At 74.3% G+C, this 15,311-nt stretch carries 12 protein-coding genes, 2 tRNA genes and 1 other RNA gene; 10 read left to right on the top strand and 5 right to left on the bottom strand.

Features of this window, described 5'->3' with window-relative positions; genetic code table 11:
* Both JOE61_RS08825 and JOE61_RS08820 read left to right on the top strand, forming a co-directional pair.
* On the top strand, window positions 1-1,482 hold the full coding sequence (locus JOE61_RS08825; RefSeq protein ID WP_193669704.1) for a type VII secretion protein EccB: 1,482 nt from the start codon (window positions 1-3) through the stop codon (window positions 1,480-1,482).
* A complete protein-coding gene (locus tag JOE61_RS08820; RefSeq protein ID WP_193669703.1) occupies window positions 1,479-2,816 on the top strand; it encodes a S8 family serine peptidase in 1,338 nt (445 codons plus the stop codon). Before JOE61_RS08825 ends, JOE61_RS08820 begins: the two co-directional genes overlap by 4 nt.
* A gap of 126 nt (window positions 2,817-2,942) precedes the next feature.
* On the opposite strand, the gene JOE61_RS08815 is transcribed toward JOE61_RS08820, so the two are convergent.
* Window positions 2,943-3,030, bottom strand: a tRNA-Ser gene (locus JOE61_RS08815).
* A 171-nt stretch (window positions 3,031-3,201) separates the two neighbouring features.
* Between JOE61_RS08815 and ffs the strand changes: the two genes are divergently transcribed.
* The 7 genes from ffs (at window position 3,202) to JOE61_RS08780 (ending at window position 9,959) form a co-directional block, all read left to right on the top strand.
* Window positions 3,202-3,292, top strand: an RNA gene (gene ffs / locus JOE61_RS08810) — signal recognition particle sRNA small type.
* 91 nt (window positions 3,293-3,383) lie between these two features.
* A complete protein-coding gene (locus JOE61_RS08805) occupies window positions 3,384-5,717 on the top strand; it encodes a DNA polymerase III subunit gamma and tau (RefSeq protein ID WP_193669702.1) in 2,334 nt (777 codons plus the stop codon).
* 121 nt (window positions 5,718-5,838) lie between these two features.
* The gene (locus tag JOE61_RS08800; RefSeq protein WP_193669701.1) at window positions 5,839-6,231 is read left to right on the top strand and encodes a YbaB/EbfC family nucleoid-associated protein; all 393 of its coding nucleotides are present in this window, start codon (window positions 5,839-5,841) and stop codon (window positions 6,229-6,231) included.
* 11 nt (window positions 6,232-6,242) lie between these two features.
* Window positions 6,243-6,839, top strand: a complete 597-nt coding sequence (recR, locus tag JOE61_RS08795; RefSeq protein ID WP_193669700.1) for a recombination mediator RecR — start codon at window positions 6,243-6,245, stop codon at window positions 6,837-6,839.
* Window positions 6,836-7,495 carry a DUF5063 domain-containing protein gene (locus tag JOE61_RS08790; RefSeq protein ID WP_193669699.1) on the top strand — a complete coding sequence of 220 codons (660 nt, stop codon included), beginning with the start codon at window positions 6,836-6,838 and terminating at the stop codon, window positions 7,493-7,495. Before recR ends, JOE61_RS08790 begins: the two co-directional genes overlap by 4 nt.
* Before the next feature lie 137 nt (window positions 7,496-7,632).
* A complete protein-coding gene (locus JOE61_RS08785) occupies window positions 7,633-8,916 on the top strand; it encodes an aspartate kinase (protein WP_193669698.1) in 1,284 nt (427 codons plus the stop codon).
* Window positions 8,913-9,959: an aspartate-semialdehyde dehydrogenase gene (locus JOE61_RS08780; protein ID WP_193669697.1), complete on the top strand. Its 1,047-nt coding sequence runs from the start codon at window positions 8,913-8,915 to the stop codon at window positions 9,957-9,959. The genes JOE61_RS08785 and JOE61_RS08780 overlap by 4 nt, the downstream gene beginning before the upstream one ends.
* 57 nt (window positions 9,960-10,016) lie before the next feature.
* Here the strand turns inward: JOE61_RS08780 and JOE61_RS08775 are convergent, their stop codons facing one another.
* From JOE61_RS08775 to JOE61_RS08765, 3 genes are all read right to left on the bottom strand, one after another.
* The gene (locus JOE61_RS08775) at window positions 10,017-10,841 is read right to left on the bottom strand and encodes a hypothetical protein (protein ID WP_193669696.1); all 825 of its coding nucleotides are present in this window, start codon (window positions 10,839-10,841) and stop codon (window positions 10,017-10,019) included.
* A 133-nt stretch (window positions 10,842-10,974) separates the two neighbouring features.
* Window positions 10,975-11,048: transfer RNA gene (locus tag JOE61_RS08770), tRNA-Pro, on the bottom strand.
* Between the two features lie 87 nt (window positions 11,049-11,135).
* Window positions 11,136-12,074 carry a metallophosphoesterase gene (locus tag JOE61_RS08765; RefSeq protein WP_193669695.1) on the bottom strand — a complete coding sequence of 313 codons (939 nt, stop codon included), beginning with the start codon at window positions 12,072-12,074 and terminating at the stop codon, window positions 11,136-11,138.
* Between the two features lie 26 nt (window positions 12,075-12,100).
* On the opposite strand from JOE61_RS08765, the gene JOE61_RS08760 reads away from it, so the two are divergent.
* Window positions 12,101-12,559, top strand: a complete 459-nt coding sequence (locus tag JOE61_RS08760; protein WP_193669694.1) for a GatB/YqeY domain-containing protein — start codon at window positions 12,101-12,103, stop codon at window positions 12,557-12,559.
* A 79-nt stretch (window positions 12,560-12,638) separates the two neighbouring features.
* Here JOE61_RS08760 and JOE61_RS08755 read toward each other — a convergent pair whose 3' ends face one another.
* Window positions 12,639-15,050 (bottom strand): transglycosylase domain-containing protein, encoded by a 2,412-nt coding sequence (locus tag JOE61_RS08755; RefSeq protein WP_204797189.1) that lies wholly within the window; start codon window positions 15,048-15,050, stop codon window positions 12,639-12,641.
* Window positions 15,051-15,311 lie beyond the last annotated feature (261 nt).

The raw sequence follows: 15,311 nt of genomic DNA, 5'->3' as shown, positions 1-15,311 counted from the left end.
GTGGCCACCAAGCGCGACCTCGTCGAGGCGCACGCCTTCAGCAGGCGCCGCCTGGTGACGGCGTTCGTCTCCGGGGCCCCCGGCGGCCGCGAGGTCGAGCCGGCGCGACCCGGCCGGACCATCGTGGGCGGCGTGGCGCTGGGTGTGCTGCTGGTGGCCGGCGCGGCGATCACGGGCGTGTTCACCGACAACGCCCCCACCGACTGGGACGAGCCGGGTCTGGTGATCAGCAAGGAGCAGGGGGCGGCGTACGTCATCCTCGACGACGACTCCGCCGGCCAGGACGGCCAGGACGGCCAGGACGGCGAGGACGGGAGCGGGGACGGGGACGACGGCCCCCTCCTGCGCCCGGTCCTCAACATCACCTCCGCCCACCTGATCCTCGGAGCCGAGGGCCTCGAGCCGCGCATCGTCTCCCAGGAGACCATCGAGACGCGTCCGCTGGGCGAGGACATCGGCATCCTCGACGCCCCGGCCCGGCTCGCCGGCACCGGCTCCCTGGTCGAGACCGGCTGGAGCGCCTGCACCGGCGACGGGCTGGGGGTCAAGGTGTGGCTCGGCGAGAGCCCCGGGGTCAGCGCCGCCCCCGGCACCGCGTTCCTGGTCAAGGTCGCGACCCGCAGCCCCAGCGACGCGGCGTACTGGGTCGTGGGCACCGCCGAGCGGACCGGCCAGGAGACCGAGGCCTACCGCTACGCGCTCACGATGCCCGGTCGCTCGCAGCGCAACGCCTTCCTGGCGGCGCTCGACCTGCCGCTGCTCGACTCGGCGGTCAAGGTGCCCGGCGAGTGGCTGGCGCTCTTCCCCCGTGGCGGCGACCTCGACGCCGGCAGCTTCGACGTGCCCGGCCTGGGCGACCCGCTGCCCGGCGGCGAGGGGCGCGTCGGCGACTACGTGGTCGACGACGGCGGGGGCGGCTACCTGGTCACCACCGACGGCGCCGAGCTGCTCGACGAGTTCGCCCTGCAGGTGCTCGCCGCCTCCGAGCTGCCGGGTGGGCGGCTGCCGCAGGAGCTGGCCGAGCTGCCCTCCGGCAGCGACGGCTCGTCGCTGGTCGCCGCCAACCGCTGGCCCGAGGACGTGCTCGACGACGAGCCCGGCGAGCACTGCGCCCTGCTGGAGACCGCGGCGGGGGAGGTGCCGCGGGCCCAGGTCGCCGTCGACCCCGTCGGCGAGGCCGCGGCCGAGGGCCTCGCCGACGACCGGCGCGAGGTCGAGGTCGAGCCCGGCGGGGGCGCCTACGTGATGAGCGGCGGGTGGGACGACGTCGAGAGCGACAGCCGCTGGGCCGTCGACCAGAAGGGCCGCGCCAACGCACTGGTCGGCGCCGAGACGCCGACCCTGCTGGGCTACGGCTCCTACGCCCCGGTGCTGGTGCCCGACACCTGGCTCGAGCTCTTCGAGACCGGTGTCGCGCTGTCCCAGGAGGCCGCGCTCTGCCCGCCCGACCGTGACGCCGGCTCCGGCGAGGGCTGCGGGTGAACGGCCGGGCCGGCCGGAGGGTGCCCGCGGCGGCCTCAGCGGCCTCGGCGGCGGTGGGGGCGCTGACCCTCCTCGCGCTGGCGGCAGGCGCTGCTGCACCGGCCGCCGCGGTCGGTGGCGCCGCGCCCGAGACCAGGTCCTGCACCGAGGTGGCCGCCGAGGACCCCGAGGTGGGCCCGTTCGCCGGCCCGAGCCGGGCGCTGGAGGCGATGGGGGTGCCCGCGGCGCACGAGGTGCTGCGCCGCCGCGGCGTGCTCCCCGGCGAGGGCGTGACCGTCGCCGTGGTCGACACCGGCATCGCACCACGCGCGGGGCTGCCCGCGGCGCCCGGCGTGGCGTCGTACGGGCCGGACGGCGAGCCGGTCGACCCGCACGGCACCGTCGTCGCCGGCCTGGTCGCCGCGCCGCCGCGCCCCGACGGTGACGCGGTCGGCGTGGCCCCGGGCGCGCGCCTGGTCGACGTGCGGGTGCTCGACGCGTTCAGCCCGCAGGAGGGCCAGGCGGGGCCGCTGGCGGTGCGGGTCGCCGAGGGCCTGGAGCACGTCCTGGCGCAGGTGCGTCGCGTCGGCGGCGCTCGGCCCGTCGTGGACGTCGTGAACGTCTCCGTCGCCGTCCCGCCCGAGCCGCGCATCGACGCGGCGGTCGAGGCGCTGTGGCGCGCGGGCGTCGTCGTGGTCGCCGAGTCGGGCGACCGACCGGTCGACGAGGCCGACCCGCTGCCCGACGAGCTGGCCGTGGCCACGCCCGGCGAGGACGCCGCCTCGCAGGTGCATCCCGCCGGGGCGGGCGACGGCCGGGGCGAGCACGTGCTCGGGGTCGCGGCCGTCGGCGACGCCCCGGACGCCCCCGACGCCGGGGTGCTGCGCAGCAGCGCCATCGACGTCGCCGCCCCCACCGTCGGCGGGGTGTCGGTGGGGCTCAACGGCGGCACCTGCGGCGTCGACTCGGTCTCCACCTCGTGGGCGGCCGCGCAGGTCACCGGCGTGGTCGCCCTGCTGATGTCGGCCTACCCCGACGACACCCCCGAGCAGGTCCTCGACCGGCTGCTGCCCGCGGCCGACGGTCGCGCCGACGTACGCTCGCCGACGCGCGGCGCCGGGGTGGTGCGCGCCGACGAGGCCCTCGCCCGCGGCCTGGGCCCGCCCGCCCCCGAGGCCCCCCGGTCGGTCGCCGACGCCGAGCCCGCCACCGCCCCGGTGCCCGAGCCCGACCTGCTCGCGAGCGTGCGCGACGACGCCGTGTGGTGGGGTGTGCTGGGCGGGGGAGCGCTGCTGCTGGCGCTGGTGCTGCGCCCCGTCCTCGCCCGCCGCGACCCGGCCCGTACCTCGCGCTGACCCGGCCCAGATCTCGCGCTGACCCGGCCCGTACCTCCGCTGGCTCCGCGGGGCCGGGCCGTCCGGGCCGTCCGGGCCGGTCGAGACGCGCGAACGGCGCCGGCCCGGGGGCCGACGCCGTTCGAGTGGCGGAGGATAGGGGATTCGAACCCCTGAGGGCGTTAACCCAACCCGCTTTCCAAGCGAGCGCCATAGGCCACTAGGCGAATCCTCCGCCGAGGAGCGTACCGGTGCCCCCGGGAGGCGGCGAAATCGCCCCGGCCACCCGCTGTCGCCGGGCCACCCCCGCTGACAGCACGCGTGCGGGCGCTGCGACCACCTCTGGGACGACCTCGGCGACGACCTCGTGTTGGAGGGCTCCGGCCCCCTCGCCTACACTCGGGCCAACCCCCCGTGTGGCGGCATCTTGCCCAACTCCCCCAGGGCCGAGAGGCAGCAAGGGTCAGCGAGCTCTGTCGGGTGCGCGGGGGGCCTTTTCATGCCCGGACGCGGGTGGCCGGCGCGGTGTCCTCCCCAGGTCCCCTCCTGGCGATGGCCACTGTCGGACCTGCTGGTTAGGGTCGTCGTGTGGAGTCCCCCCTCGCCCTGTACCGCCGCTACCGGCCCGAGACGTTCTCGGAGGTCATCGGGCAGGACCACGTCACCGAGCCGCTGCGTGCCGCGCTCGCCAACAACCGGGTCAACCACGCCTACCTCTTCTCCGGGCCGCGAGGCTGCGGCAAGACCACGTCGGCGCGCATCCTCGCGCGGGCGCTGAACTGCGAGCAGGCCCCGGTCGCCGACCCCTGCGGGGAGTGCGACAGCTGCCGCGACCTGGCCCGGGGCGGCCCGGGCTCGATCGACGTGATCGAGATCGACGCGGCCAGCCACGGCGGCGTCGACGACGCCCGCGACCTGCGCGAGAAGGCGTTCTTCGCGCCGGTGCGCAGCCGTTACAAGGTCTACATCATCGACGAGGCCCACATGGTGACCACGCAGGGCTTCAACGCCCTGCTCAAGCTCGTCGAGGAGCCCCCGCCCCACCTGCGCTTCATCTTCGCCACGACCGAGCCCGACAAGGTGCTGCCGACCATCCGCTCGCGCACCCACCACTACCCGTTCCGGCTGATCCCGCCCCGCCTGCTGTCGTCCTACCTCTCCGAGCTGTGCGAGCTCGAGGGCGTGCCGATCGAACAGGCGGCGCTGCCGCTGGTGGTGCGTGCCGGGGCGGGCTCCGCGCGCGACTCCCTGTCGGTGCTCGACCAGCTGCTCGGAGGCGCCGGTGCCGACGGCGTGACCCACGCCCTGGCCACCGGGCTGCTCGGCTACACCCCCGACTCGCTGCTCGACGAGGTCGTCGACGCCTTCGCGGCCGGTGACGGCGCGGCCGTCTTCGGGGTGGTCGACAAGGTCATCGAGACCGGGCAGGACCCGCGCCGCTTCACCGAGGACCTGCTGCGCCGGCTGCGTGACCTGGTCATCGTGGCCGCGGTGCCCGACGCCCCGGCCACCGGGCTGATCGACGTCAGCGAGGACGCCGGCGAGCGGCTGGTGGCCCAGGCCGCCCGGTTCGGCGCGGCCGAGCTGACCAGGGCCGCCGACCACGTGGCCGCCGGCCTGACCGAGATGCGCGGGGCGACGGCGCCCCGGCTGCTCCTCGAGCTGATCTGTGCGCGGGTGCTGCTGCCGGGCGCCGACCACTCCACCGACGGCCTGACCGCCCGCCTCGACCGCATCGAGAAGCGGATGTCGGTCTCGGGGCTGCCGGCCAGCGCGCCCGCGCGTCCGCAGACCCAGGTCCCGGCGCAGGACCGCCCGGCGCCGGCGTCGTCGACCCGGGCACCCGACCAGGTCGCCGAGGCCCCCGCCGGCGCGGCGGTCGCGCCGTCCGCCACCGCCCCGCACGCCGAGCCGGCGCCCGAACCCGTCCCGGCGCCCGCGCCGGTCGCCTCCCAGCCGGCCGCCCAGCCCGACCCCCAGCCTGCCGCCCACCCGTCATCGCCGCCAGAGACGCCCCCGCAGGAGACGCCCCCGCGGTCGGCCCCTGCGCCGACCCAGCAGGCCCCGGCCCAGCAGGCCCCGGCCCAGCAGCAGGCGCCCCCGCAGCAGGCCGCCGCCTCGACGCCCGAGCCGGGCGCGCTCAGCCTGGTCGAGGTACGCCGCCTGTGGCCCGACATCGTCGAGGCCACCAAGGTTCGGCGCCGGGTCACCTGGATCCACCTGACGCAGAACGCCCAGGTGGTGGCCGTCGACGCCAAGACGCTCACCCTCGGTTTCGCCAACGCGGGCGCTCGCGACTCCTTCGACGGCAACGGCAGCGCCGAGATCGTGCGCCAGGCCGCGATCGACGTGGTCGGCTCCGACTGGCGCATCGAGACGATCGTCGACCCCGGCGCCTCGCCCGACACCGCGCCGGTGGTGACGCGCCAGGCCGCGCCCGCCGCCCCGCCGGCCGAACCCGCGGCCTCCCCGGTGCAGCCGCAGCAGCCGCAGCAGCCCCAGCAGCCCCAGCGGTCGCAGCAGCCCCAGCAGCAGGGCGCACCCGAGGGGCAGCCCGGCCCGCTCGGGCAGCCGCCCGTCCCCGAGACCCCGGCGCCGGCCCAGGAGCGACCGCCGGCCTGGCTCGACGAGGCGCCGCCCGACGACGACCCCGGCGAGCCGGGCACCCCGCCGCCGGACGCGGCCCCGACGGCCCCGGCCCAGCGCCCGCAGGCCGGCCCGGGCTCGATCGCGGCCGCCCGCGGCGCCATCCAGCAGACCCGCGTCGGCGGTGCCGACATCGCACGCTCCGACGACCTCCGGGCCGCCGATGCCGACGCGCACCCCGACGACCTCGACGCGGACGACGAGACGCTCGGCGGCGCCGCCCTGCTCGAGCGAGAGCTCGGGGCGCGCGTCATCGAGGAGATCCGTCACCAGTGAGCGGCCCAGCACCCGCCGGGTGAGCGACCGCACGACACACTGGGCACATCCCGCACCACCCACCGCGAATCCACGACCCAGACCCACGACAGCCAGATCCACGACACCCAGAGGTGACCCCATGAGCCAGAACCCCTTCGAGGCGCTCGGCGGCGCAGGCGGCGGCCTCGACATGAACGCGCTGCTGCAGCAGGCCCAGCAGATGCAGGAGCAGCTCCAGCAGGCCCAGGAGCGTCTGGCCGAGGCAGAGGTCGAGGGCACCGTCGCCGGCGGCGCCGTGACCGTGCGGGTCAACGGGGTCGGCGAGCTCGTCGGCGTCGACATCAAGGCGGGCGGCTTCGACGGCAGCGACGCCGACGACCTCAGCGACCTGGGCGACATGATCGTCGCGGCCTACCGCGACGCGAAGGCGCAGGCCGACACCATGGCCGGCGAGGCGCTCGGCCCGCTCGCCGGCGGTGGGATGCCCGGCGGCGGCGCTCCGGGCGGCCTGCCCGGCCAGCTCGGCTTCTAGGGCGCGCGACCTTGTACGAAGGCGTCGTCCAGGACCTCATCGACGAGCTCGGGCGCCTGCCCGGGGTCGGGCCGAAGAGTGCCCAGCGCATCGCGTTCCACCTGCTGCAGGCCGACCCCGTCGACGTACGCCGCCTGGCCGACGTGCTGCTCGAGGTCAAGGCCAAGGTCAAGTTCTGCTCGGTGTGCTTCAACGTCTCCGAGGACGAGCAGTGCCGGATCTGTCGTGACCCGCGCCGGGACCCGGCGGTGCTGTGCGTGGTCGAGGAGTACAAGGACGTCGTCGCCATCGAGCGCACCCGCGAGTACCGCGGCCGCTACCACGTGCTGGGCGGCGCGATCAGCCCGATCGACGGCATCGGCCCCGACCAGCTGCGCATCCGCGAGCTGATGACGCGGTTGGCCGACGGGGTGGTCACCGAGGTCATCCTGGCCACCGACCCCAACCTCGAGGGCGAGGCCACGGCGACCTACCTCACCCGGATGCTGAAGGTGATGGACTTGCGCGTGACCCGGTTGGCGAGTGGACTGCCGGTGGGTGGGGACCTCGAGTACGCCGACGAGGTGACCCTCGGACGGGCGTTCGCAGGAAGGCGGGCAGCGGAATGACCAGCACCAGCAGCGGTACCGACGACGTGCACGGCGGGGCCGGCGAGCCCCCGGGCGGCCTGGCCGAGGCCCTCGTGGAGGCCCTGGCGCTCGACGCCGAGACCGAGGAGTTCGCCCAGCAGATCGCCGACCAGGTGGCCAGCTTCCTGCTGGCGCTGCGCGCCATCGCCAAGGAGGCCGACGGCGGCCGGGCGATCTCGCTGCTGCTCCTGGAGATCAGCCAGGTGCTGCTCGCCGGTGCCCGGCTGGGCGCCCAGCAGGACTTCACGCCGCACTCGCGCTACCAGCCCGACGTGGGCCCCGAGCCGGACCTCGACGAGCTGCGCATGCGCCTGGCGCTGATGCTCGACAACATCGACACCTACAGCTTCGTCTTCGACCCCTACGTGCCCGAGGTCGTCGAGAGCCAGCTCTCCGACGACCTGGCGGCGATCGCGACCGACCTCGACACGGGGCTGCGCCACTTCCGTGACGGCAACGTGGGCGAGGCGCTGTGGTGGTGGCAGTTCTCCTACGTCTCCTCCTGGGGCAACCTCGCCGGCGCCGCGCTCAACGCGCTGCTCTCGGTGGTGGCCCACGACCGCCTCGACGTCGACGTGGACCTCGACGCCGACCAGGTCGCGGCCGCCGACGCGCTGCTCACCGACCGGCCCTGAGGCGAGGAGCGCTCGCGCCGACGACGTCGGTGCCGTGAGATGGGGGCGGGTGGCCCCTGGCGGCCCCGGTAGACTCCGACCCCGGTCATCGTGGGCCCGCGGCCCACGCCCCTCGCATCCGGAACGGGAATTTTGTCGTGGGCATTGTCGTCCAGAAGTACGGCGGTTCGTCGGTCGCTGACGCCGCCGCGGTCAAGCGGGTCGCGCGCCGCATCGTCGAGGCCAAGAAGGCCGGCAACGACGTCGTCGTGGCCGTCTCGGCGATGGGGGACACGACCGACGACCTGCTCGAGAAGGCGCAGGCCGTCAGCCCGCTGCCGCCGGCCCGCGAACTCGACATGCTGCTGACCGCGGGGGAGCGGATCTCGATGGCGCTGGTGGCGATGGCCATCAGCGACCTCGGCTACAGCGCCCGCTCCTTCACCGGGTCGCAGGCCGGCGTGATCACCGACTCGGTGCACGGCAAGGCCAAGATCATCGACGTCACCCCGGGCCGCATCCGCACCGCCATCGACGAGGGCCACATCGTCATCGTCGCCGGCTTCCAGGGCGTCTCCCAGGACACCAAGGAGATCACCACCCTGGGGCGCGGCGGCACCGACACCACCGCGGTCGCGCTGGCGGCGGCCCTCGAGGCCGACGTCTGCGAGATCTACACCGACGTCGACGGCGTCTTCACCGCCGACCCGCGCATCGTCCCCAGCGCCCGCAAGCTCGACCGCGTCACCTACGAGGAGATGCTCGAGCTGGCTGCCAGCGGGGCCAAGATCCTGCACCTGCGCTGCGTGGAGTACGCGCGTCGCTTCGACATCCCGATCCACGTCCGTTCCTCGTTCAGCCAGCTCGACGGCACCATCGTCTCCGGCAGCATCGAGGACCCCGCGCCCGAGGAGGGCACCATGGAGCAAGCCATCATCGCCGGCGTCGCGCACGACCGCAGCGAGGCCAAGATCACCGTCACCGGTGTGCCCGACAAGGTCGGCGAGGCGGCACGCATCTTCGCCGCGCTGGCCGAGGCCCAGATCAACCTCGACATGATCGTCCAGAACGTGTCGGCGGCCTCGACCAACCTGACCGACATCTCCTTCACCCTGCCGCGCACCGACGGCCAGACCGCCATGACGACGCTGGCGGGGCTGCAGGAGGAGATCGGCTTCGAGACGCTGCTCTACGACGACAAGGTCGGCAAGGTCTCGCTCATCGGCGCGGGCATGCGCAGCCACCCGGGAGTGACGGCGAAGTTCTTCTCGGCGATCGCCGAGGCCGGGGTCAACCTGGGCATGATCTCCACCTCCGAGATCCGCATCAGCGTGGTGGTCGCCGACGAGGACGTCGACGCCGCGGTGGCCGCGACCCACACGGCGTTCGACCTCGACGCCGACGAGGTCGAGGCGGTCGTGTACGGCGGGACCGGCCGATGAGCGGGCTGCGCATCGGCGTGGTCGGCGCCACCGGCCAGGTGGGCGTCGCCATGCGCCAGATCCTGGCCGAGCGCGACTTCCCGGTCGAGGAGATCCGCTTCTTCGCCTCGGCCCGCTCGGCCGGCAAGGTGCTCGACTTCGCCGGCACCGAGGTCGTGGTCGAGGACTCCGAGACCGCCGACCCCACCGGTCTCGACATCGCGCTCTTCTCCGCGGGCGCCACCGCGTCGCGCGCGCTGGCGCCGCGCTTCGTGGAGGCCGGCGTCATCGTGGTCGACAACTCCAGCGCCTACCGCTTGGACCCCGAGATCCCGCTCGTGGTCGCCGAGGTGAACCCCGAGGCGGCCGCCGCCGTGATCGAGGCCGGTCGCGGCATCATCGCGAACCCGAACTGCACCACGATGGCCGCGATGCCGGTGCTCAAGCCGCTGCACGACGAGGCCGGGCTGGTGCGGTTGATCGCGTCGACCTACCAGGCCGTCTCCGGCTCCGGCGTCGCCGGCGTCGAGGAGCTCGCCGGGCAGGTCGAGGCGGCGGGCGAGAAGGCCCGCGAGCTGGCCTACGACGGCGAGGCCGTCGACTTCGGCGAGCCGGGCGTCTACCGGCGCACCATCGCCCACAACGTGCTGCCCTTCGCCGGCAACCTGGTCGACGACGGTCTCGGTGAGACCGACGAGGAGCAGAAGCTGCGCAACGAGTCGCGCAAGATCCTCGGGCTGCCCGAGCTGGCCGTCTCGGGCATCTGCGTGCGGGTGCCGGTCTTCACCGGGCACTCGTTGGCCCTCAACGTCGAGTTCGCCTCGCCGCTGGGCGTCGAGCGCGCCACCGAGCTGCTGGCGGCTGCTCCGGGTGTCGAGCTCAGCGAGATCCCCACGCCGTTGCAGGCCGCCGGCAAGGACCCGTCGTACGTCGGTCGCATCCGTGCCGACGAGGGCGTCCCGGGTGGCCGGGGGCTCGCGCTCTTCGTCTCCAACGACAACCTGCGCAAGGGCGCCGCACTGAACACCGTGCAGATCGCCGAGCTGGTCGCCGCGGCCCGCTGAGGCTCCGGCCGCTGGCCCCCGGCGGGCCCCGGTCGAGGCGGGTCGTCGGGCGGAGTGTCAGTCGCGGGCGGGCTCGACCACCGCGGTGGTGACCCAGTGCGAGAGCACGAACGCCCCGACGGCCACCAGCGGGATGACGATCGCCATCCACGGTGACATCAGCGCGTCGACCAGGAACAGCAGCGCCACCACGCACAGCAGGCCGACCGCGAGGAAGGCGGTGCTGGTGGGGTCGGGCGCCCCGGCCGCGCGCAGCATCGCGCCGCCCAGGACCACCATGGCCACCATGATGGCCAGCAGCAGGAAGATGCCGGGGTTGCCGCAGGACGGGGTGCCCTGCAGCACCTCGCACAGGCGCAGCGAGAGCCAGGTCAGCACGACCACCAGCGCCCCCACGACGGCGCCGGTGGCGGCGGCCGCGCTGCGCCCGCGCAGCCCGAAGAGGCTCGAGAACGGTGAGCGGCTGCGGGCGGCGGTCGGCTCGTCAGCGGCCACCTCGTCGACGAAGAGGGGTGCGCCCGCGGTCTGCGCCGTCCGCGTCTCCGCGGCCTGCTGCGGGACCTGCTGCTGGGCGGGCTGCTGGGCGGGCCGGGCAGGAGGCGTGGGGCGGCGTACGGGCTCGCGGGAGGCCGGCGGCGGAGTCGGCGCCGGGGCCGGCGTGGGCGCGGGGACCGGGTCGGGCTCGGGCTGCGGGGTCGGCTCGACGTCGGGCAGCGGCTCCGGCTCGACGACGGGGACGGTCGCGGTGGCGTCGTCGCTGCTCCCGGTCGCCGCGGCGGGCGCGGCCTCGTCAGCGGTCTTCTTCCGGCGGCGCCACCGGCCGAGCCCGAGCGAGGGCGCCTCCAGGGACGGGCTGTCCGCGGAGCGGTCGTCGTCTGCCATGCGCGCATTCTGGCACGCGGACCCCGGTGGCCGGGCCCGCGAGCGACGGTGGCGCAGCGCCACGTCCTGAGATGACAGCAGCCGGGCCCACTCTCGTGGGCCCGGCTGCTCGATGCCGGGAACATCGGATCTGTCGGGCTGACAGGATTTGAACCTGCGGCCTCCTCGTCCCGAACGAGGCGCGCTACCAAGCTGCGCCACAGCCCGATCCATGGGTCCAGCCGAGGCTGGCCCCACGAGCACCGGAGCATACCGGAGCGCCGAGGAGCACCCCAATCGGGCCCCCGCGCTCCGTCACCGCCCGCGCGGCACCAGCGTGAGCAGGGTGGCCTCGGGGCGGCACGCCGTGCGCACCTGGGCGTAGGGGCTGGTGCCGAGACCGGCGCTGACGTGCAGCCACGCCGAGCCCGGGTCGCCGGGGGTGGAGGCCGCGGGGTGGCGGTGCAGCCCGCGCGCACGCGCCGGGTCGAGGTCGCAGTTGGTGGTCAGTGCCCGGCCTCCCGGCAGGCACACCTGGCCCCCGTGGGTGTGCCCGGCGAGGATCGCGTCGTGCCCGTCGGCGGCGAACCGGTCGAGCACCCGCACGTACGGCGCGTGCGCGACGGCCAGGCGCACGTCGGCGGCCGGGTCGGCCGGCCCCGCGACCGCGCCCAGGTCGTCGTACTCCAGGTGCGGGTCGTCGACGCCGACGAAGGCCAGGTCGAGCCCGCCGACGTGCAGCCGGCCGCGGGTGTTGGTCAGGTCGAGCCAGCCGTGCTCGGTGAAGGTGGCGCTCAGGTCGCGCCACGGCAGCTGGGGCACGTCGGTGTGGCGGGTGCCGTCGTCGGGCAGCACGTAGCGCAGCGGGTTGCGCAGCCGCGGCTCGAAGTAGTCGTTGGAGCCGTGCACGAACACGCCGGGGACGTCGAGCAGCGGGCCGAGGGAGTCGGTCACGAAGGGGACCGCGCCCTGGTGGGCGAGGTTGTCGCCGGTGTCGACCACGAGGTCGGGGCGCAGCGTGGCCAGCCCCGCCAGCCACTCCTGCTTGCGGTGCTGGCGCGGGGTCATGTGGATGTCGCTGAGGTGCAGCACGCGCAGCGGGTCGGACCCCGCGGGCAGCAGCGGCACCTCGACGCGGCGCAGCACGAACTGCCGCGTCTCGCGCACGGCGTACGCCGTCACGGCTGCGCCGCCGAGCGTCGCGGCTCCGAGCAGGGCAGCGCCGCCGCGGGTCAGAAGCGGGGTGAGGCTCACCGGCACAGGCTGTCACAATGTCGGTCATGAGCACCCTCAAGGACCAGCTGCGCGCCGACCTGACCACCGCCATGAAGGCCCGCGACCAGGTCCGCTCCTCGACCCTGCGGATGGTGCTCGCCGCGGTCGCCAACGCCGAGGTCGCCGGCAAGACCGCCCGCGAGCTCTCCGACGACGAGGTCGTCACGGTCCTCGGCGCCGAGGCCAAGAAGCGCCGCGAGGCCGCGGCGGCCTTCGACGAGGGCGGTCGCGAGGAGAGCGCCGCCAAGGAACGTGCCGAGGCCGAGGTGATCGCGGTCTACCTGCCCGAGCAGCTCGACGCGGCCGAGATCGAGCGCATCGTCGCCGCCGCCGTGGAGTCGACCGGCTCCGCGGGCGAGGGCATGAAGGCCATGGGCAAGGTGATGGGCGTCGTCCAGCCCCAGGTCAAGGGCCGCGCCGACGGTGCAGCCGTGGCCGCGGAGGTCCGGCGACAGCTCGGCTGACCTCGAGACCCCGCGGAGGGGAGATCCGGGCCGGGTCGAGGCGAAGTTCGGGCCGGGTCGGCGGGAAGTTTGGGCCGGGTCAGCCGCGCCCGTTCCCGCCGCCGTTCCCACCGCCGCCACCGTTTCCGCCGCCGTTGCCACCGCCGCCGCCGCCGTTGCCGCCGCCGTTGCCACCGCCGCCGTTGCCACCGCCGCCGTTGCCGCCGCCGTTGTTGTTGGAGGGGGGAGGCGGCGGGGGTGCGGGGGTGCCGTTGGAGAGGTAGAGCGTGATCTGCGAGCCGGAGGGCGCGCTGCCGCTGGGGGAGGAGTAGGCGACGGTGCCGGAGGAGTAGGACGAGTTCACGTAGCCGCCGTTGCTGACGCCGAAGCCGGCCTCCTCGAGCACCTGGGTGGCCCCCTCGAGGGTCATCCCGCTCACCGAGGGCAGCGAGACCGTGACGCCGTTGACGACCGTGGCGTCGGGAGCGGTGAACCCCGTGTCGGGCAGCTGGTCGTCGATCGCCTTCATCGCGTCGCCCCAGATCGGCCCGGCGTAGCCGGAGCCGGAGGCCGAGGAGACGTAGCGCCCGCCGACGGTCTGGCCGGTCAGCGTGATCGGGGTGCCGGCCTGGTTGGCGCCGGCGATCATCGCGGCGGCCGCCATCTCCGGGGTGTAGCCCACGAACCAGACCGAGCGGCCGTTCTGGGTGGTGCCGGTCTTGCCCGCGGCCGGGCTGTCGAGCGCCTCGGCCTGGGCGAAGCCGCCGGGCTCGATGACGCCGCGCAGGATGTCGCTGACGGCGTCGGCGGTCGAGGCCTTCAGCACCTGGCGGCACTTGGCGGGGTACTGCTTGAGCACGTTGCCGTTGGCGTCCTCGATCGAGGTGACCGGCCGCGAGGCGCAGTGCTGGCCACGCGCGGCGAAGGTCGCGTAGGCCTCGGCCATCTCGAGCGGGCTGACGCTCGCCACGCCGAGCGGGAAGGACGGCACCATCTCGCTGTTCTTGTCGGTCAGCCGCACGCCCATCTTCTTGGCCAGGCGGTAGGGCTGGCACAGCCCGGTGCGCTGCGCGAGCTGGATGAAGAAGGTGTTCACCGACAGCTGGGTGCCCCGGTAGAGGTCGAAGGTGCCCGAGCTGGTCGAGTTGCCGACCTCATAGGTGTCGGTCGACTGGTAGCTCTGCCCGCCGCACACCTCGAACGAGCTCTGCGCGACCTCGATCTCCTCGGGGCTGTTGATCTGGGTGTTGAGCGGGATGCCCTGCTCGATCGCGGCGGCCAGCACGAAGGCCTTGAACGTCGAGCCGGGCTGGAAGCCGCCCGAGTCGCCGTACTTCCGGGGCACCACGTAGTTGAGGTAGGTCTGGCCCGGGCCGTCGCCGACCGGGCGCGACTGGGCGATCGCGCGCACCTGCCCGGTGCCGGGCTCGACCATCGCGAGCCCGCCGATGGCCTGGTCGGTGGGGTTGACGCCCTCGCGGACCGCCGCGTCGGCGGCGTCCTGGTAGTCCTGGTCGAGGGTGGTGCGGATGGTCAGGCCGCCCGACTCGAGCAGCGCGCGCCGCTCCTTCTTGGTCCTGCCCAGCGCCGGGTCGGTGACCAGGTAGCGCAGCACGTAGTCGCAGAAGAACGGGGCGGCGGTGAAGACGCACCCGTCCGAGGTCTTCTGCACCTTCAGGCCCAGGGGCTTGTCCTGGAGCCGGTCGGCGCGCTTCTGCTTGACGACGCCCAGGTCGGCGAGCCGCTCGAGCACCACGTTGCGCCGCTCGGTGGCGCGCTCGGGGTTGTCGACCGGGTCGTAGCCCACGGGGTTGCGCACCAGGCCGGCCAGCAGGGCCGACTGCTGCATGTTGAGCTTGTTGGCGTTGACGCTGAAGAAGTGCTGGGCGGCGGCCTGGATGCCGTAGGCGCCGTCGCCGAAGTAGGCGATGTTGAGGTAGCGCTCGAGGATCCAGTCCTTGGAGTGGCGCTGCTCCATGGCCACGGCGTAGCGCAGCTCCTTGAGCTTGCGCGCGTACGTCGTCGCGGTCGCGGCCTCGCGCTCCTCGTCGGTCTTGGCCTGGATCACCAGCGTCTGCTTGACCAGCTGCTGGGTGATCGAGGACCCGCCCTGGACGTCGCCGCCCTCGGCCTGGTTGGTCACGAAGGCGCGCATCGTGCCCCGCACGTCGAGGGCGCCGTGCTCGTAGTAGCGGGCGTCCTCGATGCTGACGATCGCCTTGACCATCTTGCGCGAGACCTGCGAGAGCGGGACCTCGACGCGGTTCTGGTCGTAGAGGGTGGCCAGGGTGTTGCCGTCGACGTCGAGGATCGTGGTCTTCTGCGCCAGCGCCTCGGTCTCGAGCTCGGCCGGCAGCTGGTCCATGGTGTCGGCGAGGTTGCGCGCGCCGATGCCCACGACGCCCGCGAAGGGGATCGCGAGCCCGGCGACGACCACGCCCAGCACGGCGGAGATCGCGACCATCACGGCGAGGTGGGAGGCGACACGGCTGGCAGGACGAGACGCGGGCATGGCGCCCAGCGTACGGGAGCAGCGCACGGCCGACCCATCGTCGAGCCCGGCACGGTACCTCCCAGGAGCCGCGCCGGGGGGAGAACACGACATCCTTCGTCGTCGCACCCCAGTGAGTCTGACCACATCGGTCTAGTCATTTCGGGCCATGTCCTTTGGGTCGAAATGACCTGTCCCCCAGCGTGGCGTGGCCCTTTACTGAGAGGCAGGGACATGAGAGCGACGTCGGTGCCGGCCCCAGGGGACGCAACGGGGCCCGCC

The sequence above is a fragment of the Nocardioides salarius genome, from assembly GCF_016907435.1.
In the GTDB taxonomy this organism is placed as follows: Bacteria; Actinomycetota; Actinomycetes; order Propionibacteriales; family Nocardioidaceae; genus Nocardioides; species Nocardioides salarius.
The sequence above is the reverse complement of the archived record's forward strand: the minus strand, read 5'-3'. Positions and strand labels throughout refer to the sequence as shown.

Excerpts from the sequence above, each read along its gene's own strand:
- JOE61_RS08800 (WP_193669701.1), top strand. The coding sequence starts at position 5,839 with ATGAGCCAGAACCCCTTCGAGGCGCTCGGCGGCGCAGGCGGCGGCCTC.
- JOE61_RS08790 (WP_193669699.1), top strand. The coding sequence starts at position 6,836 with ATGACCAGCACCAGCAGCGGTACCGACGACGTGCACGGCGGGGCCGGC.
- JOE61_RS08780 (WP_193669697.1), top strand. The coding sequence starts at position 8,913 with ATGAGCGGGCTGCGCATCGGCGTGGTCGGCGCCACCGGCCAGGTGGGC.
- JOE61_RS08775 (WP_193669696.1), bottom strand. The coding sequence starts at position 10,841 with ATGGCAGACGACGACCGCTCCGCGGACAGCCCGTCCCTGGAGGCGCCC.
- JOE61_RS08760 (WP_193669694.1), top strand. The coding sequence starts at position 12,101 with ATGAGCACCCTCAAGGACCAGCTGCGCGCCGACCTGACCACCGCCATG.
- JOE61_RS08755 (WP_204797189.1), bottom strand. The coding sequence starts at position 15,050 with ATGCCCGCGTCTCGTCCTGCCAGCCGTGTCGCCTCCCACCTCGCCGTG.